Genomic DNA, 20,133 nt, shown 5'->3' with positions numbered 1-20,133 from the left:
TTAAACACACGCATATCATCCCCCGATGGAGGACTAGTTCACATGGCACTTGGCGGTAACCCGGTATTCAACGGAAAGAACTTCCGTACCGCTGCTCGCGGCAACAACCCGGCAGGGTCACCTGCCGGGTACGGTTCGACGGCGCTTGCAGGCCAGAGCGCAATGAGCACCACGCAGATGGAAGACCTCTACAACCAGCCGTCAGCTGGCCCCTCCCAGATGGGACGGATGACCTTCGATGACGTGATTGTCAAGACGGTCCTCTCGATCGGCGTCGTCCTCGTGGGCGCAGCTGTCCCGGCCTTCCTGCTTCCCGGCCTCGTCATGCCGCTGATGATTGTCGGCATGATCGGCGGTCTGGTGCTTGGCCTGGTCAACGCCTTCAAGCGCGAGCCGGTTCCCGGGCTGATCCTTGCTTACGCCTTCCTGCAGGGTCTGTTCGTCGGCGGCCTCACCATGATCCTGGAGGCGCAGTTCCCCAACATCGCGCTGCAGGCCCTCCTCGGCACACTGACCGTCTTCGCTGTCACCCTGGTGCTGTTCCGCAGCGGTAAGGTCCGTGCGACCCCTAAGGCAATGAAGATCTTCATGGTCGCAATCATTGGGTACGCACTGTTTAGCCTGGTTAACCTCGGGCTGATGCTGTTCGGCGTAACCGAGAGCATGTTCGGGATCCGCGGAGCAGGTATTCCGGGCACGGAGGGTATGTTCGGGTTCGACAATGGCATCCCCTGGGGCCTCGTCATTGGCGTCTTCGCGATTTGCCTCGCCGCCTTCTCGCTGGTCATCGACTTCACCTCGATCAGCGACGGCGTCCGGAACGGCGCCCCCCAGAAGTACTCCTGGACCGCAGCCTTCGGTCTCACCGTGACCCTGATCTGGCTGTACATCGAGTTCATCCGCATCATCGCTATCCTCCGGGGGAGCGAGTAGCCTCACCGGTCTCTCACGACCGACGCACCACCCAAAAAGGGACCCGCAGCGACTGCTGCGGGTCCCTTTTGCTGTGACACTCAAGGTCAGGCGATGCGCCGGGCCCCGTCGTCGGGAAGCACCGCGAAGATCGACGGTGCCAGATAGCCTGCCGCCGCAAACGCCTCGGTCACGGCTGTGGTGACGCGGTCGACGTCGTCAGTGGGCGTAAGCGCGATAGCCGAGCCCCCAAAACCGCCACCGGTCATCCTGGCGCCGAGCGCCCCGTTGGCCCGCGCCGTGTCGACGGCGAGGTCCAGCTCGGCGCAGGAGATTTCAAAGTCGTCCCGCATCGAGGAGTGACTCACATCGAGCAGTTGACCGATGGCGGCCGGCCCCTTGTCGGCGAGAACCTTGACCGTGTCCTGCACCCGCTCGTTCTCGGTCACGATGTGCCTGACCCGCCGCAGGGTCTCCTCATCGAGGATTCCGGCGGCCGCCGCAAGGTCGGCGATCTTCAGGTCGCGCAGGGACGCTACCCCCATCAGTTCTGCTCCCCGCTCACACGACTTCCGCCGGTCCGCGTAGCCGCCGGTCGAATGCGAATGGCTCACCCGGGTATCGATGACCAGCAGTGTCAGCCCTTCCTCCTGCAGCGGGAACGGCACCAGCTCCGATTCCAGGCTGCGGCAGTCAAGGAATACCGCATGACCTGCACGGCCCCGCAGCGACGCCGTCTGGTCCATGACGCCCGTGGGGGCACCGACCATGTCGTTCTCCGCCCGTTGGCCCACCAGAGCCAGCTCGGACGCCGAGAGCCCGGCGTCCACCAGGTCGTTCGCCGCCACCGCGACGGCGCATTCAATCGCCGCCGACGAGGAGAGCCCCGCACCCACCGGCACATTCGAGTCGATCAACAGGTCAAACCCGGGGAGCTGGTGCCCCGCCTGCTCCAGCGCCCACAGCACTCCCACCGGATAGGCAGCCCACCCGTCGACGCTGCCCGGTTGCAGCCCATCGAGGTCCACCTGGACCTCGGCACCCTCGCCAAGGGTGGACGCCACCCTCACCGTCCGGTCCTGCCGTGTCGCCGCGGCGACCAGGGTGGAGTGGTTGATGGCGAACGGCAGCACAAAACCCGAGTTGTAGTCGGTGTGTTCACCGATCAGGTTGACCCGGCCCGGAGCGGACCAGATCCCTGCCGGTTCGTAGCCGAACCGGTGGGCGAAAGCGGTGGCTAAATCCTGGGTGGGGCCGGTCATGGCAGGTCCTTTGCAGTTGTCCCGACGGCGTTGCGAAGGTTGTCCGCGACCAGTTCAGGGGTGGTGTCGTTGATGAATGCGCCCATCGCAGCCTCGGAGCCGGCCAGGAACTTCAGTTTGTCCTCGGCCCGGCGGGGCGAGGTGAGCTGCAGGTGCAGACGGCTGGCCGGTCGCAGCAGCGGATCAAGGGGTGCCTGATGCCACGCGGCGATGTACGGGCTGGGGGTGGAGTAGAGGCGGTCCACCCGTCCCAGCAGGTCCAGGTAGACGGTGGTGAGCTCGTCGCGCTCCGGGTCGGTCAGCGCGGCGAGATCCGCGACCTGCCGGTGCGGTACCAGGTGGACTTCGAGCGGCCAGCGCGCAGCGAACGGGACGAAGGCGCTGAAGTGCTTGCCTTCGATGATCATCCGCTCGCCCGAATCCCGTTCGGCCTTCAGCATGCCCGCCAGCAGGGTTTCCCGGCCATCGGTGGCGTCGAAATGGGCCCGCGCGGCGCGGGCCATCACCGCCGAGCGGGGCGGAATGAAGGGGTAGGCGTAGATCTGGCCGTGGGGGTGCAGCAGGGTGACCCCGATATCAGCGCCGCGGTTCTCGAAGCAGAAAACCTGACGGATCCCGTCCAGGGCGGACAGTGCCTCCGTCCGGTGCGCCCACGCGTCAATCACTGTCCTGGCACGCTCGGGTGCCAGCGACCCGAAGGAACCCTCGTGGGCCGAGTCGAAGGCCACGACCTCGCAGCGACCGTGCGCAGGAGCGGTGGTTCCCCAGCCGGCATCCGCTGGCAGGGCGCCGAGCGAAGGACCGAACGAGGAGAAACGGTTCTCAAACACCACCACCTCATAGTCCGGGGCGGGGATTTCGGACAGATTACCGGCCGTGGTCGGGCACAGGGGGCACTGGTCGGCCGGCGGCAGGTGCGTTCTGGACTGTCGGTGCGCGGCGACGGCCACCCATTCCCCGGTCAGGGCGTCAAAGCGGGCATCGCCGGTGGCACCCCGGGCGGGGAGGTCCCGGGTGTCGGCAACGGCTGAATGATCGCGGTGGAGGGCGGCCGCCTGGGCGGTGGCGTCGAAGTAGATCAGCTCGCGGCCGTCAGACAGCCGGGTGGGGGTGACCAGGGTCATGGGTGGGTTTCCTTGGAGGTGAGGGTGTCGGGAGTGAGCACGGTGGTGTGAAGCTCGAGTTGGGTGAGATGATCCGGGCCGACGGAGTCGCCCGCGGTGACAAGGCATTCAAGCTCGGTCAGGTCGACGATCTGGGCCAGGGCCACGACGCCGATCTTGGTGGAGTCAGCGAGGACCACCAGGCGTGCGCTCTGGCGGGCGAACGCGCGGTTGGTTTCCGCCTCGGCCAGGTTCGGCGTCGTAATGCCGGCGGTGGCGTCGACCCCGTGGACCCCCATGAAGCAGAGATCGACGTTTAACAGACCAACCGTGGCGGTGGCGAGCGGACCGACCAGCGCCTCCGAGGGGGAGCGTTCCCCGCCGGTGAGGAACACGCTGAGGTTACGGCCGCGGTCCTGGGCGGCGAAACCGTTGAGCAGCTCGGCCGCCGGCAGCGAGTTGGTGAGCACCGTGAGTGGGCCGAGGTCCGGTAGGAGGGCGGCAAGCTGGTAGACGGTGGTTCCCCCGGTGAGGGAGATGGTCATGCCGGGGGTAATCAGCCGACTCGCCGCCAGCGCAATCTGCTTCTTCGCCTCGCGCTGCCGGCCGGTGTTGGCCGAGAAGCCGGGTTCGGCGGCGCTGAGCGTCTGCGGCCGGGTGGCACCACCATGGACGCGGGTCAGCACCCCCGCCGCCTCCAGTGCGTCAATGTCACGGCGGATGGTCATTTCTGACACGTCGAACTGCTGGGCAAGCCGGGTCACACGGACGGCAGGACTGGTCACCAGTTCGGCAACTATTGCGTCCCGTCGCTCGGCGGCCAGCATCCATCTCTCCCAAAAGTAACTTTTTCGAACAAAGTCAAACATATCCGATTATTGGAGTGGACAGGAACCCCCCGGCCAGGAACCGCGTAACAAGCGCGGGAGGCCCGCCGACTCAATGCCTGATGGTCGGCAAGGTGTGGAAGGATGACAGCATGAATCGCCCCGCTCAGTGGAAGGTCCCGGCGGACCTTCAGGGCGCCCCGCGGCCAGTGCCTGGGCGCGACCGCTCAGGGGACGTTCCCTATGCGCTGAGCCTATCGGCGGCGTGGGCGTGGCGGGTAGGGCTGATTGTGCTGGTGGGCGGGGTGCTGGTGTGGCTCCTCGGCCACGTGTCGCTGCTCATCATCCCGCTGCTGCTGGCCGGCTTGCTGGCAAGCCTGCTCCTGCCCGTGATGAATCTACTGCGGAAGGCGAAGGTTCCCAACGGGCTCGCGGTCGCGGTCACCGTCGTCTCGTTCCTGGGGCTGGTGGGTGGCATGGCCACCCTCGCGGGACGGCAGCTGGCGTTGGGCCTTGCCGATCTTTGGGATGAGGCGCTGGAAGGGATCCGCCAGATCCAGTCGTGGTTATCGGACGGACCGCTGGGACTGACCACCCTCCAGATCGACCAGTTCATCGAAGAAGTGACGGGTGCCGTCCAGAACAATAGTGGAAGCATCGTCACGGGAGTGATCTCGCTGGGAAGCAGTGCGGGCCACTTCGGGGCCGGCGCCCTGCTGACCGTCTTTGCCCTCATCTTTTTCCTGCTGGAGGGCGAGCGGATCTGGCGGTTCGTCGTCGGCCTGATGCCCCGTGTGGCGCGGACGCCGGTGGACGGTGCCGGGCGCCGCGGCTGGTCGTCGATGGCCAATTATGTCCGGGTGCAGATGCTCGTCGCGTTCGTCGATGCGGTGGGCATCGGCGTCGGCGCAGCGCTGATCGGGGTTCCCCTGGCCCTGCCCCTCAGTGTCCTGGTCTTCCTGGGGTCCTTCATCCCCATTGTCGGTGCGCTCTTCACCGGCCTGGTCGCGGTGCTGCTGGCCCTGGTGGCCAACGGCTGGGTCAACGCGCTGATCATGCTGGCCATCGTCCTGGTGGTGCAACAACTGGAGGGGCACGTCCTGCAGCCCCTGATCATGGGGCCCGCGGTGTCGCTGCACCCGCTCGCAGTAGTGCTGGCGGTGGCTGGTGGAACCCTGATCGCGGGGATTCCCGGCGCGCTCTTCTCGGTGCCGCTGCTGGCGGTGGTGAATACGGTGGTCCGCTATATTGCCGGGCGCTCCTGGGAGACCGACCCTGCGGTGGGTGGGGTGCCGCCTCCGCCGGGCGGGCTCCCTGAACCGCCCGGCGAACCGCCCCACAACGACACCCCTGAACATTCCATCCCCCCTGAGGCACGAAAGGCCGACCAGTGACTGAGCTATTGGACCTCGCGGTGACGCTCGACGACGTGCAGGCCGCGCAGAAACTACTCGACGGCGTCATCGCCCGCACCCCCATCGAGGAGTCACGGGCGCTGGGGCGGCTGATCGGTGCCAACGTGTCACTGAAATGCGAGAACCTGCAGCGCGCGGGTTCGTTCAAGATCCGCGGAGCCTACGTCAGGATGGCCCGCCTGTCCGATGCGGAGAAGGACCGCGGAGTCGTCGCCGCGTCCGCCGGTAACCACGCCCAGGGCGTGGCCGTGGCGGCCGCGCGGCTCGGCATCACCGCGCGGATCTACATGCCATTGGGGGTCGCCCTGCCCAAGCTGGCAGCCACCCGCGGCCACGGCGCCGAGGTGGTCCTGCACGGGCACAACGTCGATGAGGCGCTGGCCGAAGCGAAGCGGTACGCGGAGGAGACCGGCACCGTGTTCGTTCACCCGTTCGACAACGTCGACGTGGTGGCGGGGCAGGGAACCATCGGCCTGGAGATCCTTGAGCAGGTGCCCGACGTCGACACCATCCTCATGGGGGTGGGCGGCGGTGGGCTGCTGGCCGGCGTCGCCGTCGCGGTGAAGGCCCGGGCGCGGGAGCTGGGCCGTGAAATCCGGATCATCGGGGTGCAGGCCGAGAACGCCGCGGCCTACCCGCCGTCGCTGGCAGCCGACGCGCTGGTGCCATTGACCAAGGTATCCACCATCGCCGACGGCATTGCCGTGGGCCGGCCTGGCCAGTTGCCGTTCTCCATCATCAAGGAACTGGTCGACGATGTTGTCACTGTCACCGAGGATTCGCTGGCACGAGCACTGATCTTCCTGCTGGAGCGCTCAAAGATGGTGGTGGAGCCTGCTGGAGCTGTGGGAGTGGCGGCCCTGCTCGACGGAAAACTGACCGAGAACGGTGCCTCACCCGGAAACACCGCGGTCATCCTGTCCGGCGGCAACATCGACCCGATGCTGATGCTGAAGGTCATCCAGCGCGGGCTCGCTGCGGCGGGAAGGTACCTGGTGGTGCGGATGCTCCTGGACGACCGGCCCGGCTCCCTGGCCACCATTTCCCGCATCATCGCCGAGTCGGACGCGAATGTCACCGGCGTCGACCACACCCGGGTGGGCGGTTCGATCAGCATGGGGGACGTGGCAATCACCATCAACATGGAAACCAAGGGCGAGGAGCACTGCGAACTCATCCTCGGGAACCTGCGGGCCGAAGGATTCCAGCCCATGGTTATCGAAGGCTGAGTATGCTCGCCAGACGAGCACGCACGGGGCTGCTGACGGTGGGGCTCTTCGCGGCGCTGCTGTGGGCCATCCACCTGGTCAATGTCCTGACCGGGACACGTCTGGTCGGCTGGCTCGGCATCGACCCACGGGAGCTGGAGGGGCTGGACGGCATCCTGTTCGCCCCGCTGCTCCACGCGGGCGTGGGACACCTGGTGAGCAACACCTTTCCGCTCCTGGTGCTGGGGTTCCTGACCTTCCTGGAGGGGGCGAGGCGGTTCGCCGTCGCGGTCGCCGCCAGCTGGCTCGGCTCAGGGATTGGCGTCTGGATCTTCGGCGGAGGCCTCACCATCGGTGCCTCCGGGGTAGTGTTCGGCCTGTTCGCCTACCTGATTGTCCGCGGCTTCTACAACCGCAGCCTGCGCCAGATCCTGCTGGCCGGAGTGCTGTTCCTCATGTACGGCTCCATCCTGTGGGGAGTCCTTCCCTCGCCAGGGTCCAACGTCTCCTGGCAGGCGCACCTGTTCGGTGCGCTCGGCGGACTGCTCGCGGCCCTGGTACTGAAACGGCGGCCCGCCCCGGAGGGGACGGACCGCCGTCGGCAGTCAAGTGGGCGCTAGGGTGCTGGCTCAGCCGACGTAGGGCTTGGCCGAAAGGACCTCAACCTCGATGGACTTGCCGTTCGGGGCCGTGTAGGCGACTTTGTCACCGGACTTCTTGCCCTGGATGGCGGCGCCTAGCGGTGATTTTTCGCTGTACACATCGATGTCGGTATCCCCGGCTACCTCGCGGCTGCCCAGCAGGAAGGTGGAGTCGTCGCCGGCAATCCTGGCGTGGACCAGCATGCCCGGCTCCACAATGCCGTTGTCCTCGGGAGCTTCGCCGACGTGGGCGTTCTCGAGCAGGGCGGTGAGCTGACGGATGCGGGCCTCGGACTTGCCCTGTTCCTCCTTGGCGGCATGGTAGCCACCGTTCTCCTTCAGGTCCCCCTCGGAGCGGGCCTGCTCAATGCGGGCAACCACCTCGGTCCGGCCGGGGCCGGACAAATGCTCAAGCTCAGCCTTGAGGCGATCGTAGGACTCCTGGGTAAGCCATGCGACAGGTGCACTGTTGGTGGACACGGGCATCTCCTTAGCTATGTCCGGAACCCGACATACGGGAGGCTCCGGCATGGTGACAGCCTGCACAACGAGATGTAAGCAGGCTTAGCAACAAATAAAGGCTCCACCCTTGGATGACCACATACACCGTTGATCACCGGTAGGGGAGAGCCGAACGTATTGCCCCCAGTGTAGTCGGCTTCGTGAGGATAACCCAAGGTAGGGCAGGGGGGTCGCCCCGGAAATGTAGTGAAAACGAGACGTTTCGGCCGTGGCGGACAGGCTACGGCGAAGGTGTCCCCTCGAGGACCCAACAGGCGTTGACGCCCCCGGATACGCCGATGGCCTCGGTCCTCAGGAGAGTGCGGTGCGCGGTGGTCCGGCCTCCGTCGGTGCCTTCGTCGGTGCTGTTGGGGCCGATCTCGACCACCTGCCAGCCCACCACGGCGTAGGTCTCGCTGAGCACCTGGATGGCGCACTGCACGGCGGTCTCGGGGGCCTTCGTGATCTCGTAGTCGACGCTTGCACGCCCAGCGTCCTGGATGTTGAAGCCCACGTCCTTGCTCGACACCTCAGGAATGGCCGTCTGCACACTGAATACGGCCGTGGCCAGCACCGCGACACCCAGGGTGATCCAGATCAACCGCTTCCAGGTTCGGCGCGACAATCCCGGCTTGGGGGTGCCGTAGCGATTGGCTACTCTTGATACTGGCGGTTGGTTGGTATCCATCACACACCATTTTATCCCCGCCAGAATTTATCGCCTAAAGCGATTAACCAAAACCACAGGAGCAGTCGTTGCCCAGCCCGGAAAACACCCCATCATCCAGCGCGTCCGCACCGGGCCAGGGCTACCGTCTGCTGGCAGTCCACGCCCACCCCGACGATGAGTCGAGCAAGGGCGCGGCAACTATGGCTCGATACGCGGCCGACGGCGTCGAGGTCATGGTTGCCACCTGCACCGGCGGGGAGCGCGGAGACATCCTCAACGAAAAGGTTGCCGGTGAAGCCCACGCACTGCGTGACCTGGCAGGGCTGCGTCGTCTGGAAATGGCGCAGGCCGCCAGCGAGCTGGGCATCAGCCAGCGCTGGCTGGGCTTCACCGACTCGGGCCTGCCCGAGGGCGACCCGCTGCCGCCGCTACCTTTCGGCTGCTTTGCGCTGCAGCCCCTGGAGCGCGCGTCGGCGCCCCTGGTGAAACTGATCCGGGAATTCCGCCCGCACGTCATTCTGAGCTACGACGAAAACGGTGGGTACCCACATCCGGATCACATCATGGCCCACAAGGTGGCAGTCGAGGCCTACCACGCGGCCGGCGACCCCGACCGGTACCCGGGAACCGGGGATGCCTGGTCGCCCTCCAAGCTGTACTACGATCGCGCCTTCAACCCCGAACGGTTTCACGCACTCCACGTTGCATTGGAACGGGCCGGCCTGAAGTCGCCTTATGCGGAGCGGATCGCGGCCTGGCTGGAAGCCGATTCCGAGGGCCATCAGGCCCCGGCGCCAACCCACGAGACCACGACCCAGATCCAGTGCGGCGAATTCTTCGAACATCGCGAACGTGCGCTGCGCTCCCACCGCACCCAGGTTGACCCGGAGGGCTTCTTTTTTGCCGTTTCCTCCGACCTGCAGCGTCAGGTCTGGCCTTGGGAAGACTACTCACTGATCCACTCCCGGGTGGAATCCACACTGCCCGAAGCTGACTTCTTCGCGGGCATAGAATAGGTAGGTCTGGCCTGTGGCCCGTCGTTCCCCTGAAAGTGGTGCATTGTGAATTACCTGCTCAACCTGGCGTCTGCCGTGAGCCCCACTCCCGATCAAGAGGACGGGCTGAGGCCGGGACTTGATCCTTCCCAGGTGACTCCCGGACTGTTGGGTTTCCTCGCCACGCTGGTGTTGGTGGTGGCGGTCATCTTCCTGGTCAGGGATATGTCCCGCCGGATACGCCGGGTGCGATACCAGTCAATGGCGGACGACGCCGCGTCGGACGGCTCAGTGCCGGACGGCTCAAAGCCGGACGGAGCACGGCCGGACGTATCACGGCCGGACGGAGCGGCCGCTGACCGCTCCGAGATGCTGCTCGACGACGACAGTCTCGACGGCACTCAGGATCGGTCCAACGTGAACGACTCCGGAGCGCCGGGTACCTCCGACACCCGTCCGGGGTCTACGCCGAGCGACCGCTAGGTAGTCCCTGGGCGGCTGACGCAGCAGCGAGCCCCGATCCTGTCGAGGCCCAACAGCCAGACCCGATGCTGCCGGAGTGAAACTGTTGGGTCGATCCGGTGACTGTGAGTCAGACGTTCCCCGACGCGAGCAGCTCCTCCAGCCGTTCGTACCCCTCTGACATCCCTCCCTCCATCACCGAGGCAGCCATCCCGTCACGCGCCTGAAGGGTGGGATAGACCGCATGGCCGGCGAGCCGGCAGCGCCCGTTGCCGAGATCCTCGAAGGTGAGGAACTCGATGCTGACGACGTCCGGGTACCCGCCAAACTCGAAGGTCTGGATGGCGAACTCATTCTCCCGCACGGTGTGGAACACGCCGCTGAACGTGTAGGTCTCACCAGTGGGGCCGGTGTGCCGGTACAGGTAGGTTCCACCGGACCGGAAATCGTAGTGGTCAACCTCGATCGCGTTCCGGCGCGGTCCCAGCCATTTCCCGATCAGATCGGGCTTCGCATGGGCTTGAAAGACGAGCTTCACCGGGAAGTCGAACTCGCGCTCGAAGTCGATGAAGGGGAGTCCGTCGGGAACAGTGAGTTTCAATGCAGTGCTCATGATGAATCCTTTGTGCTCTCGTGGTGCTGGTTGCCGCTCGGAGCGGCCAGTGACTGCAGCACAGCGTCGAGGCTTCGGAACTGCTCTTCACGCACCAGACGGTACTGGTCAATCCAGGCGGTGAGGGCCTCCAACCGTGCGGGGTCCAGATGGACGGGCCGGCGTTGGGCATCCCGTGTGCGGGTGACCAACTGTGCCTGCTCGAGGACCTGGATGTGCTTCGAGATCGCCTGCTTGCTGATCTCGAAGGGTTCGGCCAGTTCGTTGACCGTGGCGGGTCCGCGGCTCAGCCGCGCGATGATGCGTCGCCGGGCAGGGTCGGCCAGGGCCAGGAAGGCCCGGTCAAGGAACTCGTCGACCGGATCATCCACGCTAATCAACCTAACTTTTGATCAACCAATTGGTTGATCAAGAGCGTACTCCAACGCCCAATGACGGTCAAGAGGTTCCTCAGACGGGATTCAAAACGGCGATGACAATGGCGATGAAGTGGACAGTAAACGCTGCCACCGTAAATGCGTGGAACAGTTCATGGAAGCCAAACCACGTTGCGCTGAAATTGGGCCGCTTCAGGGCGTAGAACACGGCGCCGGCGATATACAGAGCTCCGCCCACAATCATCAGGATTGTCGCCGCGGGACTCGCGGCGAAAAAGTCAGGCAGGTAGAACAGGGCACCCAACCCCAGGGCCACATAGACCGGTACATAAAGCCAGCGGGGAGCGTTCACCCACAGCACCCTGAACAGGACCCCAGCGATCGCACCCGACCAGATCACCCACAACAAGACGTTTGCCTTCGCCGGTTCCAGGAGGGCCCAGGCGAGTGGGGTGTAGCTCCCGGCGATCACCAACATGATATTGGTGTGGTCCAGGCGCTTGAGGACCACGCGGGTCCGGTCGGTCCAGGTGCCCGTGTGATAGACGGCGCTGATGCCGAACAGGAGCACTCCGGTGAACGCGTAGATGGCCGAGGTGATCTTTCCGGCTGCCGTAGGGGCGATCGCAACCAGGACAATTCCGGCCGCCAACGCCAGTGGAGTGGCGCCGGCGTGCAGCCAGCCGCGCAGCTTTGGTTTGAGGGCGCCGGGGGAGCTGAGGGTCATGCGGCAATTCTATCCGCCGGGCAGCTATGTTACTGCCCGGTAATGTGTCGATTGTGGGGAGTTCTGGTGAGCGCCACGGTATCGACGGCGGCGCATCGGGTCCATGACGGTACCTTTGGAGTAGATCAATCGAGCGACGCGCCGGTGCAGCCGAAGCACCTCAGGAAGTAGGACAGGTGAACCACCCCACGAAGTTTCCAGGATTCGCCTACAACTTCTATGAACGCAGGCTGCAGCGGTCCCTGAGCTCCGACCGGATTCCACACCACATTGGGGTGATGGTCGACGGTAACCGACGGTGGGCCAAGCTTGCGGGCGCCCCCACCCGCGACGGGCATCAGGCGGGAGCCGACAAGATCCACGAGTTCCTCGGGTGGTGCGAGGAACTCGGCGTCGAAGTAGTGACCCTCTACATGCTGTCCACCGACAACATGAGCCGGTCTCCGGAGGAGATCGAGCAACTCCTCGACATCATCGCCAACACCCTTGACCGGCTGGGGGAGAGCAACCGGGTGCGGGTGCAACCCGTCGGGGCGCTGGAACTGTTGCCGGCTGATCTGTCGGACAAGCTGTGCTCCCTTGCCACCCACACCCGTGACATCGACGGCCTGCACGTGAACGTTGCGGTGGGCTACGGCGGACGCCGGGAGATCGTCGACGCCGTGAAGGAGTTGCTCCTTGCCGCGGCGGCGGCCGGCCAAACCCTGCCCGAGGTCGCAGAGGGTCTTACCGACCAGCAGATCTCCTCTTTCCTCTACACGCGGGGGCAGCCGGACCCGGATCTGGTGATCAGGACCTCGGGAGAGCAGCGACTCTCAGGATTCCTGATGTGGCAAAGCGCGTACAGCGAGTTCTACTTCTGTGAAGCTCTGTGGCCCGATTTCCGCCGGGTTGACTTCCTCCGCGCACTGCGCGACTACGGGCGGCGCCAGAGACGGTTTGGCGGCTAAGGTCGCGGGCAAAAGTTCACCTCGAATTATTGCTCGACACGCCGCGTGATATCTTCCAGGCTCGGATGCCGGGCGTATTCTCGACTCCATCAGGGGGCACCAGCGCCGCCTGATGTGGAGGCCACCGATGCAGCGAACAGGGCACACCAGCACCTCGCCACGTCTGGGGAGGCCGTGCCAGGCCTCGAGGCCCCACTGCCTCACCCCTTCATCACAAGTCGGGGATTGCACGCCCCGCCCGTGGAGTCCACATGACAAGAACTGATACCCCGCAGCGTTCATTTGACTCAGACCACAGCCTCCCATCCACTGCCACCACGAAGGCCCGCACCAGCACTGATGATGAAGTCATCCTTGCCGAGGCGGGCCTTTCGTCTGTCGAGAGCCTCGGCAGCCGTAGCTACGTGGTGGACACCTCGGTACTGCTCTCGGATCCGCGGGCAATCCTGAGGTTCGCCGAACACGAGGTGATCTTGCCGATCGTGGTGATCAGCGAGCTGGAGGCCAAACGTAACGACCCCGAGCTGGGCTTCTTCGCGCGCAAGGCGCTTCGGTTGCTCGATGATTTGCGGGTGCAGCACCATGGGCTCAACCAGGCGATCCCTCTCGGGGAAGAGGGCGGAACGCTGCGGGTCGAGTTGAACCATATTTCCACCGAGGTGCTGCCCGCTGGCTTCAGAAGTTCAGACAACGATTCACGGATCCTTGCCGTAGCCAAGAACCTCTCGGACGAGGGCAGGAACGTCACTGTCGTCTCGAAGGACCTGCCGATGCGGGTCAAGGCCTCGGCGATGGGCCTGAAGGCCGACGAGTACCGGAGCGAACTGGTCACCGATTCCGGCTGGACCGGGGTCGCCGAGCTGGATGTGGCCGAGGCTGACGTCACCACACTCTACGACCACCAGCCGGTCTTCCTTCCGGCGGCCGCCGAGATGCCGGCCAACACCGGACTGGTGATGCACTCCCCGCGGGGGTCCGCCCTGGGTCGGGTCGGTGCGGACAAGCAGGTGCGTCTGGTCCGGGGCGACCGGGACGTCTTTGGCCTCCACGGCCGGTCAGCCGAGCAGCGGCTCGCTATTGACCTGCTGATGGATCCGGAGGTGGGGATCGTCTCGCTGGGCGGGCGCGCCGGGACCGGAAAATCGGCGCTGGCCCTCTGCGCTGGTCTGGAGGCAGTCTTGGAACGCCGTGAACACCGGAAAGTGGTGGTCTTCAGGCCGCTGTACGCCGTCGGTGGCCAGGAGCTGGGGTACCTGCCCGGCAGTGAGAGCGAAAAGATGAATCCCTGGGCGCAAGCCGTCTTCGACACGCTGGGTGCCCTCGTTTCCCAGGAGGTGGTGGAGGAAGTGATGGACCGCGGCATGCTCGAGGTGCTCCCGCTCACCCACATCAGGGGCCGTAGCCTGCACGATTCGTTCGTTATTGTCGACGAAGCCCAGTCACTGGAGAAAAATGTCCTTCTCACGGTGATGAGCAGGATCGGGCAGAACTCGAGGATTGTCCTGACCCACGATGTGGCTCAGCGCGACAACCTGCGGGTGGGGCGCCACGACGGGATTGCGGCGGTGGTCGAAACTCTGAAGGGACATCCGCTGTTCGGCCACATCACTCTCACCCGGTCGGAGCGGTCGCCAATCGCCGCGCTCGTCACCGAGCTTCTGGAGGGCGCCGAAATCTAGGAGGCAGGTCGGGAGCGCTCAGATCTGGGCACAGAAACCGGGAGTGCTCACGGAATGTCAGCTGATGCGGGGAGCGGTCAGCTGACATTCCACGGAATGTGGGAGCTGACGTCCGTGAGGCCCATGCCCGAGTCCACGAAATGGTCGTCGATCATGTACTCATCGACTCCCAGAATGCGCAGCCAGTGCCCGCCCCCGGCGAACGCCCCGTCCAGTGCCCGCGTCGACACGCAAATCCCCGTACCCAGGTCCACCTTCACCTCGGTATGGCCGCGACCGATCAGGGGGTAGCCCGGGGTGAAGGGTTTGTAGGTGAGGTTCGGCGTGACGATGGCGCTGAGCACCGGCCGGCCCTCGAATTCCTCCTCGACGACGTTCTCCAGCTCCACACGGTTGGCGAAGGGGGATTCGAAGGGGACGGGTGAATCGCCGGCGAACTCGACCGGGTCCAGCATGGCGGCCCACCGCGGGTCGCCGAACGCCGGTTCACCGTAGGCGGCCTCCGGACGCCTGAGCACAAAGCCGGCGTCGTTGTAGACGGGGGTGATCAGTCGCGGCGCCAGCAGCCACGACTTGCGGGTGGCGCTGACGTACAGCGCGTCGCGGGAGCCCGAGGTGCCGGTGGTGCTGTGCAGCAGCACGCCGTCGTCGTCCTCGACCCGCAGTGCCGCTGGCCGACGCAACCATGCCTTCAGCGGCCGGGAGTCCGATTCTGCACTTCGCCAGGCCACGACAAAGCGCAACGTCTCCCATTTCCACGGGGACGACCGGCACAGCGAACGGAACGTGGCTGCGGGGGTTGCGCTGTGTGTTGCCGACATATCCACAGTGTAACCGCCGCCATTCACGGCGCCGGGGTGCAGGCAGTAGCTTGGGATCCATGATCGAGATCATCGCCCGGTACGCCGCCGGGAGCTCGCTGGCGGCCCTGGTTCTCGCCCTGGCAGTGGGTGTCCTGCTGGCGGTGGGGCTCCGGCTCGCCGTCGTCGATCTTCGCACCCACCGGTTGCCGAATCGAATCATCTTCCCTACCTACCCGGTCGCCGCGGTGCTCCTGGGGATGAGTGCCCTGATCGCCGGAGAGCCAGCGCGGGTGCTCTCCATGCTCACCGGAGCGGTGCTGCTCTGGCTGCTCTACTTCATGCTGCGGGTCGCCTACCCGGCGGGAATGGGCTTCGGGGACGTCAAGCTCGCCGGCCTGCTGGGGCTGTATCTCGGTTTCGCCGGGTGGGGATACCTGCTGTGGGGGGCGTTCGCAGCGTTCTGCCTCGGCGGGCTGTGGGGGTTGGCCCTGATTGCCAGCCGTCGCGGCACCCTGAGGTCGGCGATTCCGTTTGGCCCGTTCATGATCGGCGGCGCGGTGCTGGTCCTGGCGCTCCCGTCGCTAGGCTGAGGGGATGCCGACCCCTGACTATGTCCTGTCCCTCCGCGAGAAGATCGGGCACGCACCGCTCTGGCTGCCCGGCGTCGGCGGCGTGGTGTTCGACGACGACGGCAGGGTGCTGCTCGGCAAACGCACCGACAACGGGCAGTGGACGGTGATCACCGGAATGCTCGAGCCCGGCGAGGAACCGGCGCCGGGGATCGTGCGGGAAATCCTTGAGGAAACCGGGGTGGTGGTACGGGTGGAGCATCTGATCCGGGTGGAGGTGGTGGGTCCGGTGACCTTCCCCAACGGAGACGTGTGCACCTTCCTTACGACCGACTTCAGCTGCCGGTACGTCTCGGGGGAGGCCCGTGTGAACGACGACGAGTCCACCGACGTGCAGTGGTTCCCCATCGACGACCTCCCGGAGTTGAACGCCCGGCACCGCCAGCTCATCGAGTCCGCCCGCACGGCTGACGGGGTTCCCCACTTCGTCAGCTAGCGGGAATCCGGTCCGGGAGCGGGTCGGGTCTCCGGGGCGGCGTCCGTGTCAGCTGCTGCCGCTGTCCCTCCGCCCGTGCCGTTCGCAGGGGTCCTGGCGGCGGACACCGAGGCCTGTTCACGCTCGAGGCGTTCGGCGTCCTCGCCGCCAATCGCTTCGCCCCTCGGGACCATGCCTGAGGTCTCGGACAGGGGAATGTGTTTGAGGGTGATCGCCAGGACCAGGGCGATGACCAGAAACGGTACGAGGTACCAGAACACCGGCGCGAGTGAGTTTGCGTAGTCGGCCACGATGGCGTCCCTGAGGGGGCCGCCGAGCTGTCCCGCGATGGTGGGCATCGCCGTCGAGACGATGGTCTGGTCGAGGCTCGCCAGCAGCATGCCGGCGATGAGTGCGGAGAAGATGATCCAGATGCGCTTCTGGGTCAGCAGCAGCGGCCCCGTTTCCGTCTGGGCGGTCGAGCTCATGGTGTTCCTTCGGGGGTGTGGTGTGGGCCGCCGGTGACAAAGAGATACCCTGCGGCGTCGATGTGGGATTCAAGGATGTCGCGGTAGCTTCGACCCTCCTCTGTCGCGCGATCAGGGCCGCGAACTCCTTGTTCCGGACCGCCGAGTCGCCGAACAGCTTCACGAGCAGCTGGGGTTCACGCTGCATGAGAGCGTGCATCTGCGGGAACTCCTCCCGCGTGATGGCCAGGCGCTCGCCGGTGGAGGCGGCCAGTTCGGCCAGCGCTCGGAGCAGTGGGACGGATCCGGCACTGGCAAGGAACGCGTCCATCAGGTCTTTTGGCTGATGGTCCTCGCTGTGGCCAAGCACCGCGTCTTCCTTGGTGGGAAGTAGTTGAAGAAGGTGCGCCGGGAAATGCCGACCTGCTCGCAGAGCTCTTCGACGGTGAACCCGCTGAGGCCCTTGTCGATGGTCAGCCGGCGGGCGGTGTCGCAGATCGCTGATCGGGTGTTTTCGAGCAAGAAACTGCCCCGGGGGAAAGGCGCGCCGATTGCTTGCGGCGGGTCTTTCCCCCGGGGCAGTTTTTGTACTCCAGGGACCTGGAGGAGGTTACTGCGGCGGGCGGGTCATCGACAGGACGTCGAGTGAGTCATCCAACTGCTGTTCGGTGAGTTCACCGCGCTCCACAAACCCGAGGGCGACGACGGCCTCCCGGACCGTCAGTCCCTCAGCCACTGCCTTCTTGGCGATCTTTGCGGCATTCTCGTAGCCGATGTACTTGTTCAACGGGGTCACGATCGAGGGGGAGGCCTCGGCGAGGAACCGGGCCCGTTCCTCGTTGGCGGTGATGCCGTCGATCATCTTGTCGGCCATCACCCGGGTGGAGGTGCTCAGGAGCCGCACCGATTCCAGGACGTTGCGGGCGATGACGGGGATGCCGACGTTGAGTTCGAACGCGCCGTTGGTGCCGGAAATGGCAACGGTGGCGTCGTTGCCCATCACCTGGGCGCACACCATGATGACCGCTTCGCAGATGACCGGGTTGACCTTGCCGGGCATGATTGATGACCCCGGCTGCAGGTCGGGCAGGGCGATCTCGCCGAGGCCCGTGTTGGGGCCGGAGCCCAGCCAGCGCAGATCGTTGTTGATCTTGGTCAGCGATACGGCGATGGTCCGCAGCATCCCCGACACCTCGACGAGGCCGTCACGGTTGGCCTGCGCCTCGAAGTGGTCGCGTGCCTCGGTCAGGGGCAACCCGGTGTCGCTGGCGAGGAGTTCGATGACCCGCGCCGGGAATCCGGCCGGGGTGTTGATGCCGGTGCCGACGGCGGTGCCGCCCAGGGGTACTTCGGCGACCCGGGGGAGGGAGGCGTGGATGCGCTCGACGCCGTAGCGCATCTGCGCGGCGTAGCCGCCGAACTCCTGGCCGAGGGTGACCGGCGTGGCGTCCATCAGGTGGGTGCGGCCGGACTTGACGACGGTCTTGAACTCGTCGGCCTTGCGTTCCAGCGATGCGGCCAGGTATTCCAGTGCGGGCACCAGGTCCTTCGTTAGCGCTGACGCAGCGGCCACATGCACCGAGGTGGGGAACACATCGTTGGAGGACTGGGAGGCGTTGACGTGGTCGTTCGGGTGAACAGTGGTTTCGCTGCCCGCGGCGGCGAGGGCGCGGGTCGCCAGGGTGGCGATGACCTCGTTGATGTTCATGTTCGACGACGTGCCGGAGCCGGTCTGGTAGATGTCGATCGGGAAGTCGCCGTCGTAGTGGCCCTGGGCGACTTCCTCGGCGGCGGCCTCGATGGCACGGGCACGCTCGTCGTCGAGCACTCCCAGCTCGGCGTTGGCAGTGGCGGCGGCCTTCTTGATCCGTGCCAGTGCTTCGATGTGGGCGCGCTCCAGGCGGGTGCCGGAGATGGGGAAGTTCTCCACGGCGCGTTGGGTTTGCGCACGGTACAGGGCGTTGACCGGAACCCGGACCTCGCCCATCGTGTCGTGTTCAATACGGAATTCGGCGTCGGATCCAGGCGATTGAGTCATGCGCCAATTCTCTCCGGTGGGGCTGCAGCGAACCAAATCCTACGCAGCACCAAATCCCTGGCGATAGCAAAACCCTAACGGGTTCTCCTTCCTACAGATCGCCGATGCCGGAGACGATCTCGGCCTTGCCGTCCTCCAGCCGGTAGGTCACACCCATCACGGCTGTTGAGCCCTTCTCGACGGCGTCGGCAATGACCCGCGACGAGTCGACCATGCGCTTCGAGGTCTGTTTGATGTGCTCGACAACCGTCGCGTTGAGATCGGTAACCCCGTTGCGGCGGGATGTGAGGACCGACGGTGTGATCCGCTCCACGAGTTCACGGAGGAAGCCCACCGGCATCACGCCGGAGTCGAGGGACTCAATGGTGGCCGATACGGCACCACAGCGATCGTGGCCGAGCACCACGATCAACGGCACGTTCAGCACACCGACACTGAACTCAAGGGAGCCCAGGACGGCGTCGTCGATGACCTGGCCGGCGGTGCGCACCACGAAGATGTCGCCCAGGCCCAGGTCGAAAATGATCTCAGCGGCCAGCCGGGAGTCCGAGCAGCCGAAGATGACGGCGAACGGGTGCTGGGTCTCGACCAGGGAGGCCCGGTGCAATGCGTCCTGGTTCGGATGCGAGGACGTCCCCGTGACGAACCGCTGGTTTCCTTCGCGTAGTCGCTGCCAGGCATCGGCAGGAGTCAGTTGGTGGTCCACGGCCCTACCTTACGCCGGATGACCCCGGTTTCCCGAGCCTATGACGCAGAGAGTTCGTCGATGAGCGCGGCGCCGAGCACATCGAACTCGGCGAGGTCGGCGGTGCCATTGAGGATCAGGGTGAAATCGTCGGTCTCGGAGGTCAGGAAGGAATCCCCTGATGAGGAGTCGAACAGCTCCCAGTCGAGGGTTTCGATGGTGCGCTGGCCCGAGAGCTGGGCGCCGTCGAGACGCTGGGCGGTCCAGGTGGGGTTCGCGTTGTCGGTCTGGGTGAGCTGGATGAACTGCCGTCCGGGGGTGAGGTAGCCGACCTCCCAGAAGGGGACGCCGTCACTGCCGCCCGGGTTCCACCGGGCAAAGTTGGAGGTCCAGCCGTCCGGCAGATCGGGTGCCAGTGGCACATAGCCGGCAATGTCAGCGGCCTCGGCTGAGACGTTCTGAACGTCGATGTCCCGGGCGTAGGTCTCAGCGGTATGGGTCGGGTTGAGCAACAGCACCGGGAGGACAAGGCCGAAGGTCGCGGCGATCGCGATGAGCATGCCGATCACGGTGGAGTTGGCCCGCTTCGCCTGCTTCTTGGTGAGGACAGGCGTGAACTGCGGGTCAGCGTCGGGACGGGGGTCGCTGTCGGCGGGATTGTTGGATGATCCGGGCTGGGGGGTGCTCACGGTTCTATTTTCCACCACACCAGGGGCGCCTGCCTAAACGATGGTCCGCGTGGAGCGCGGGGCGC

25 protein-coding genes are annotated in these 20,133 nt (G+C 65.6%); 11 read left to right on the top strand and 14 right to left on the bottom strand.

Translation table 11 applies throughout. The annotated features are described in order from the left end of the window. Positions 1–42 precede the first annotated feature (42 nt). On the top strand, positions 43–933 hold the full coding sequence (locus H4V95_RS14490; RefSeq protein ID WP_196867785.1) for a Bax inhibitor-1/YccA family protein: 891 nt from the start codon (positions 43–45) through the stop codon (positions 931–933). An 86-nt stretch (positions 934–1,019) separates the two neighbouring features. On the opposite strand, the gene galK is transcribed toward H4V95_RS14490, so the two are convergent. Genes galK through H4V95_RS14475 form a run of 3 tightly spaced genes read right to left on the bottom strand, consistent with a single transcriptional unit; the run spans position 1,020 to position 4,104 of the window. Then, positions 1,020–2,174 carry a galactokinase gene (galK, locus tag H4V95_RS14485; protein ID WP_196867784.1) on the bottom strand — a complete coding sequence of 385 codons (1,155 nt, stop codon included), beginning with the start codon at positions 2,172–2,174 and terminating at the stop codon, positions 1,020–1,022. Beyond that, positions 2,171–3,298, bottom strand: a complete 1,128-nt coding sequence (gene galT / locus H4V95_RS14480) for a galactose-1-phosphate uridylyltransferase (protein WP_209730921.1) — start codon at positions 3,296–3,298, stop codon at positions 2,171–2,173. Before galT ends, galK begins: the two co-directional genes overlap by 4 nt. Further along, on the bottom strand, positions 3,295–4,104 hold the full coding sequence (locus tag H4V95_RS14475; protein ID WP_196867782.1) for a DeoR/GlpR family DNA-binding transcription regulator: 810 nt from the start codon (positions 4,102–4,104) through the stop codon (positions 3,295–3,297). Before H4V95_RS14475 ends, galT begins: the two co-directional genes overlap by 4 nt. Before the next feature lie 152 nt (positions 4,105–4,256). Between H4V95_RS14475 and H4V95_RS14470 the strand changes: the two genes are divergently transcribed. The 3 genes from H4V95_RS14470 to H4V95_RS14460 are packed head-to-tail and all read left to right on the top strand — an operon-like array spanning position 4,257 to position 7,347. Beyond that, a complete protein-coding gene (locus H4V95_RS14470; RefSeq protein ID WP_196867781.1) occupies positions 4,257–5,498 on the top strand; it encodes an AI-2E family transporter in 1,242 nt (413 codons plus the stop codon). Further along, positions 5,495–6,748 (top strand): threonine ammonia-lyase, encoded by a 1,254-nt coding sequence (gene ilvA / locus H4V95_RS14465; protein WP_196867780.1) that lies wholly within the window; start codon positions 5,495–5,497, stop codon positions 6,746–6,748. Before H4V95_RS14470 ends, ilvA begins: the two co-directional genes overlap by 4 nt. 2 nt (positions 6,749–6,750) lie before the next feature. Next, the gene (locus H4V95_RS14460; RefSeq protein WP_196867779.1) at positions 6,751–7,347 is read left to right on the top strand and encodes a rhomboid family intramembrane serine protease; all 597 of its coding nucleotides are present in this window, start codon (positions 6,751–6,753) and stop codon (positions 7,345–7,347) included. 9 nt (positions 7,348–7,356) lie between these two features. Here the strand turns inward: H4V95_RS14460 and greA are convergent, their stop codons facing one another. Continuing rightward, positions 7,357–7,854, bottom strand: a complete 498-nt coding sequence (gene greA, locus H4V95_RS14455; RefSeq protein ID WP_196867778.1) for a transcription elongation factor GreA — start codon at positions 7,852–7,854, stop codon at positions 7,357–7,359. 256 nt (positions 7,855–8,110) lie between these two features. Then, positions 8,111–8,557, bottom strand: coding sequence for a DUF4307 domain-containing protein (locus H4V95_RS14450; RefSeq protein WP_196867777.1), 447 nt, complete (start codon positions 8,555–8,557; stop codon positions 8,111–8,113). 68 nt (positions 8,558–8,625) lie between these two features. On the opposite strand from H4V95_RS14450, the gene mca reads away from it, so the two are divergent. Together mca and H4V95_RS14440 are read left to right on the top strand one after the other, a co-directional pair. After that, complete coding sequence (mca, locus tag H4V95_RS14445; protein ID WP_196867776.1) at positions 8,626–9,555, top strand: mycothiol conjugate amidase Mca; 930 nt, start codon at positions 8,626–8,628, stop codon at positions 9,553–9,555. Between the two features lie 132 nt (positions 9,556–9,687). Next, positions 9,688–10,017 carry a hypothetical protein gene (locus H4V95_RS14440; RefSeq protein WP_196867775.1) on the top strand — a complete coding sequence of 110 codons (330 nt, stop codon included), beginning with the start codon at positions 9,688–9,690 and terminating at the stop codon, positions 10,015–10,017. Positions 10,018–10,126: 109 nt separating this feature from the next. On the opposite strand, the gene H4V95_RS14435 is transcribed toward H4V95_RS14440, so the two are convergent. The 3 genes from H4V95_RS14435 to H4V95_RS14425 form a co-directional block, all read right to left on the bottom strand. After that, entirely contained in the window at positions 10,127–10,609 is a 483-nt protein-coding gene (locus tag H4V95_RS14435; RefSeq protein WP_209730920.1) for an SRPBCC family protein, read from the bottom strand. Continuing rightward, positions 10,606–10,980 (bottom strand): ArsR/SmtB family transcription factor, encoded by a 375-nt coding sequence (locus tag H4V95_RS14430; RefSeq protein ID WP_395939843.1) that lies wholly within the window; start codon positions 10,978–10,980, stop codon positions 10,606–10,608. Before H4V95_RS14430 ends, H4V95_RS14435 begins: the two co-directional genes overlap by 4 nt. 79 nt (positions 10,981–11,059) lie before the next feature. After that, complete coding sequence (locus tag H4V95_RS14425) at positions 11,060–11,713, bottom strand: hemolysin III family protein (protein ID WP_209730919.1); 654 nt, start codon at positions 11,711–11,713, stop codon at positions 11,060–11,062. Between the two features lie 176 nt (positions 11,714–11,889). Here H4V95_RS14425 and H4V95_RS14420 point away from each other — a divergent pair, with 176 nt between their 5' ends. Both H4V95_RS14420 and H4V95_RS14415 read left to right on the top strand, forming a co-directional pair. After that, entirely contained in the window at positions 11,890–12,663 is a 774-nt protein-coding gene (locus H4V95_RS14420; protein WP_196867772.1) for an isoprenyl transferase, read from the top strand. Positions 12,664–12,914: 251 nt separating this feature from the next. Next, a complete protein-coding gene (locus H4V95_RS14415; RefSeq protein WP_245345721.1) occupies positions 12,915–14,342 on the top strand; it encodes a PhoH family protein in 1,428 nt (475 codons plus the stop codon). Positions 14,343–14,419: 77 nt separating this feature from the next. Here H4V95_RS14415 and H4V95_RS14410 read toward each other — a convergent pair whose 3' ends face one another. Beyond that, entirely contained in the window at positions 14,420–15,163 is a 744-nt protein-coding gene (locus tag H4V95_RS14410) for a hypothetical protein (RefSeq protein WP_196867771.1), read from the bottom strand. Positions 15,164–15,222: 59 nt separating this feature from the next. Between H4V95_RS14410 and H4V95_RS14405 the strand changes: the two genes are divergently transcribed. Both H4V95_RS14405 and H4V95_RS14400 read left to right on the top strand, forming a co-directional pair. Continuing rightward, positions 15,223–15,735: an A24 family peptidase gene (locus tag H4V95_RS14405; RefSeq protein WP_196867770.1), complete on the top strand. Its 513-nt coding sequence runs from the start codon at positions 15,223–15,225 to the stop codon at positions 15,733–15,735. A gap of 4 nt (positions 15,736–15,739) precedes the next feature. Next, complete coding sequence (locus tag H4V95_RS14400; RefSeq protein ID WP_196867769.1) at positions 15,740–16,210, top strand: NUDIX domain-containing protein; 471 nt, start codon at positions 15,740–15,742, stop codon at positions 16,208–16,210. Here the strand turns inward: H4V95_RS14400 and H4V95_RS18470 are convergent. Continuing rightward, the gene (locus H4V95_RS18470) at positions 16,207–16,677 is read right to left on the bottom strand and encodes a hypothetical protein (RefSeq protein WP_395939884.1); all 471 of its coding nucleotides are present in this window, start codon (positions 16,675–16,677) and stop codon (positions 16,207–16,209) included. The two genes, H4V95_RS14400 and H4V95_RS18470, sit on opposite strands and share 4 nt — an antisense overlap. Before the next feature lie 193 nt (positions 16,678–16,870). On the opposite strand from H4V95_RS18470, the gene H4V95_RS14390 reads away from it, so the two are divergent. Next, positions 16,871–17,050 (top strand): hypothetical protein, encoded by a 180-nt coding sequence (locus H4V95_RS14390; protein WP_209731426.1) that lies wholly within the window; start codon positions 16,871–16,873, stop codon positions 17,048–17,050. Here the strand turns inward: H4V95_RS14390 and H4V95_RS19010 are convergent. The 4 genes from H4V95_RS19010 to H4V95_RS14370 all read right to left on the bottom strand — a co-directional run bounded on the left by H4V95_RS19010 (position 16,987) and on the right by H4V95_RS14370 (position 20,068). Further along, complete coding sequence (locus H4V95_RS19010) at positions 16,987–17,178, bottom strand: helix-turn-helix domain-containing protein (RefSeq protein ID WP_209730918.1); 192 nt, start codon at positions 17,176–17,178, stop codon at positions 16,987–16,989. The genes H4V95_RS14390 and H4V95_RS19010 overlap by 64 nt on opposite strands. 88 nt (positions 17,179–17,266) lie before the next feature. Beyond that, positions 17,267–18,694: a class II fumarate hydratase gene (locus H4V95_RS14380; protein WP_196867767.1), complete on the bottom strand. Its 1,428-nt coding sequence runs from the start codon at positions 18,692–18,694 to the stop codon at positions 17,267–17,269. 91 nt (positions 18,695–18,785) lie between these two features. Beyond that, the gene (locus H4V95_RS14375; RefSeq protein WP_196867766.1) at positions 18,786–19,400 is read right to left on the bottom strand and encodes a carbonic anhydrase; all 615 of its coding nucleotides are present in this window, start codon (positions 19,398–19,400) and stop codon (positions 18,786–18,788) included. Positions 19,401–19,438: 38 nt separating this feature from the next. Then, on the bottom strand, positions 19,439–20,068 hold the full coding sequence (locus H4V95_RS14370; protein ID WP_312884051.1) for a DUF4245 domain-containing protein: 630 nt from the start codon (positions 20,066–20,068) through the stop codon (positions 19,439–19,441). Positions 20,069–20,133: the final 65 nt, after the last annotated feature.

Origin of the sequence: Arthrobacter sp. CAN_C5 (genome assembly GCF_017875735.1) — a bacterium.
Lineage (GTDB): Bacteria > Actinomycetota > Actinomycetes > Actinomycetales > Micrococcaceae > Arthrobacter_D.
Note: the sequence above shows the minus strand (reverse complement) of the source record. Positions and strands in the feature narration are given on the sequence as shown.

Coding starts and splice junctions, on each gene's coding strand:
- H4V95_RS14490 (WP_196867785.1), top strand. CDS start 43: ATGGCACTTGGCGGTAACCCGGTATTCAACGGAAAGAACTTCCGTACC.
- galK (WP_196867784.1), bottom strand. CDS start 2,174: ATGACCGGCCCCACCCAGGATTTAGCCACCGCTTTCGCCCACCGGTTC.
- galT (WP_209730921.1), bottom strand. CDS start 3,298: ATGACCCTGGTCACCCCCACCCGGCTGTCTGACGGCCGCGAGCTGATC.
- H4V95_RS14475 (WP_196867782.1), bottom strand. CDS start 4,104: ATGCTGGCCGCCGAGCGACGGGACGCAATAGTTGCCGAACTGGTGACC.
- H4V95_RS14470 (WP_196867781.1), top strand. CDS start 4,257: ATGAATCGCCCCGCTCAGTGGAAGGTCCCGGCGGACCTTCAGGGCGCC.
- H4V95_RS14460 (WP_196867779.1), top strand. CDS start 6,751: ATGCTCGCCAGACGAGCACGCACGGGGCTGCTGACGGTGGGGCTCTTC.
- greA (WP_196867778.1), bottom strand. CDS start 7,854: ATGCCCGTGTCCACCAACAGTGCACCTGTCGCATGGCTTACCCAGGAG.
- H4V95_RS14450 (WP_196867777.1), bottom strand. CDS start 8,557: ATGGATACCAACCAACCGCCAGTATCAAGAGTAGCCAATCGCTACGGC.
- H4V95_RS14435 (WP_209730920.1), bottom strand. CDS start 10,609: ATGAGCACTGCATTGAAACTCACTGTTCCCGACGGACTCCCCTTCATC.
- H4V95_RS14425 (WP_209730919.1), bottom strand. CDS start 11,713: ATGACCCTCAGCTCCCCCGGCGCCCTCAAACCAAAGCTGCGCGGCTGG.
- H4V95_RS14415 (WP_245345721.1), top strand. CDS start 12,915: ATGACAAGAACTGATACCCCGCAGCGTTCATTTGACTCAGACCACAGC.
- H4V95_RS14410 (WP_196867771.1), bottom strand. CDS start 15,163: ATGTCGGCAACACACAGCGCAACCCCCGCAGCCACGTTCCGTTCGCTG.
- H4V95_RS14405 (WP_196867770.1), top strand. CDS start 15,223: ATGATCGAGATCATCGCCCGGTACGCCGCCGGGAGCTCGCTGGCGGCC.
- H4V95_RS14400 (WP_196867769.1), top strand. CDS start 15,740: ATGCCGACCCCTGACTATGTCCTGTCCCTCCGCGAGAAGATCGGGCAC.
- H4V95_RS18470 (WP_395939884.1), bottom strand. CDS start 16,677: ATGAGCTCGACCGCCCAGACGGAAACGGGGCCGCTGCTGCTGACCCAG.
- H4V95_RS14380 (WP_196867767.1), bottom strand. CDS start 18,694: ATGACTCAATCGCCTGGATCCGACGCCGAATTCCGTATTGAACACGAC.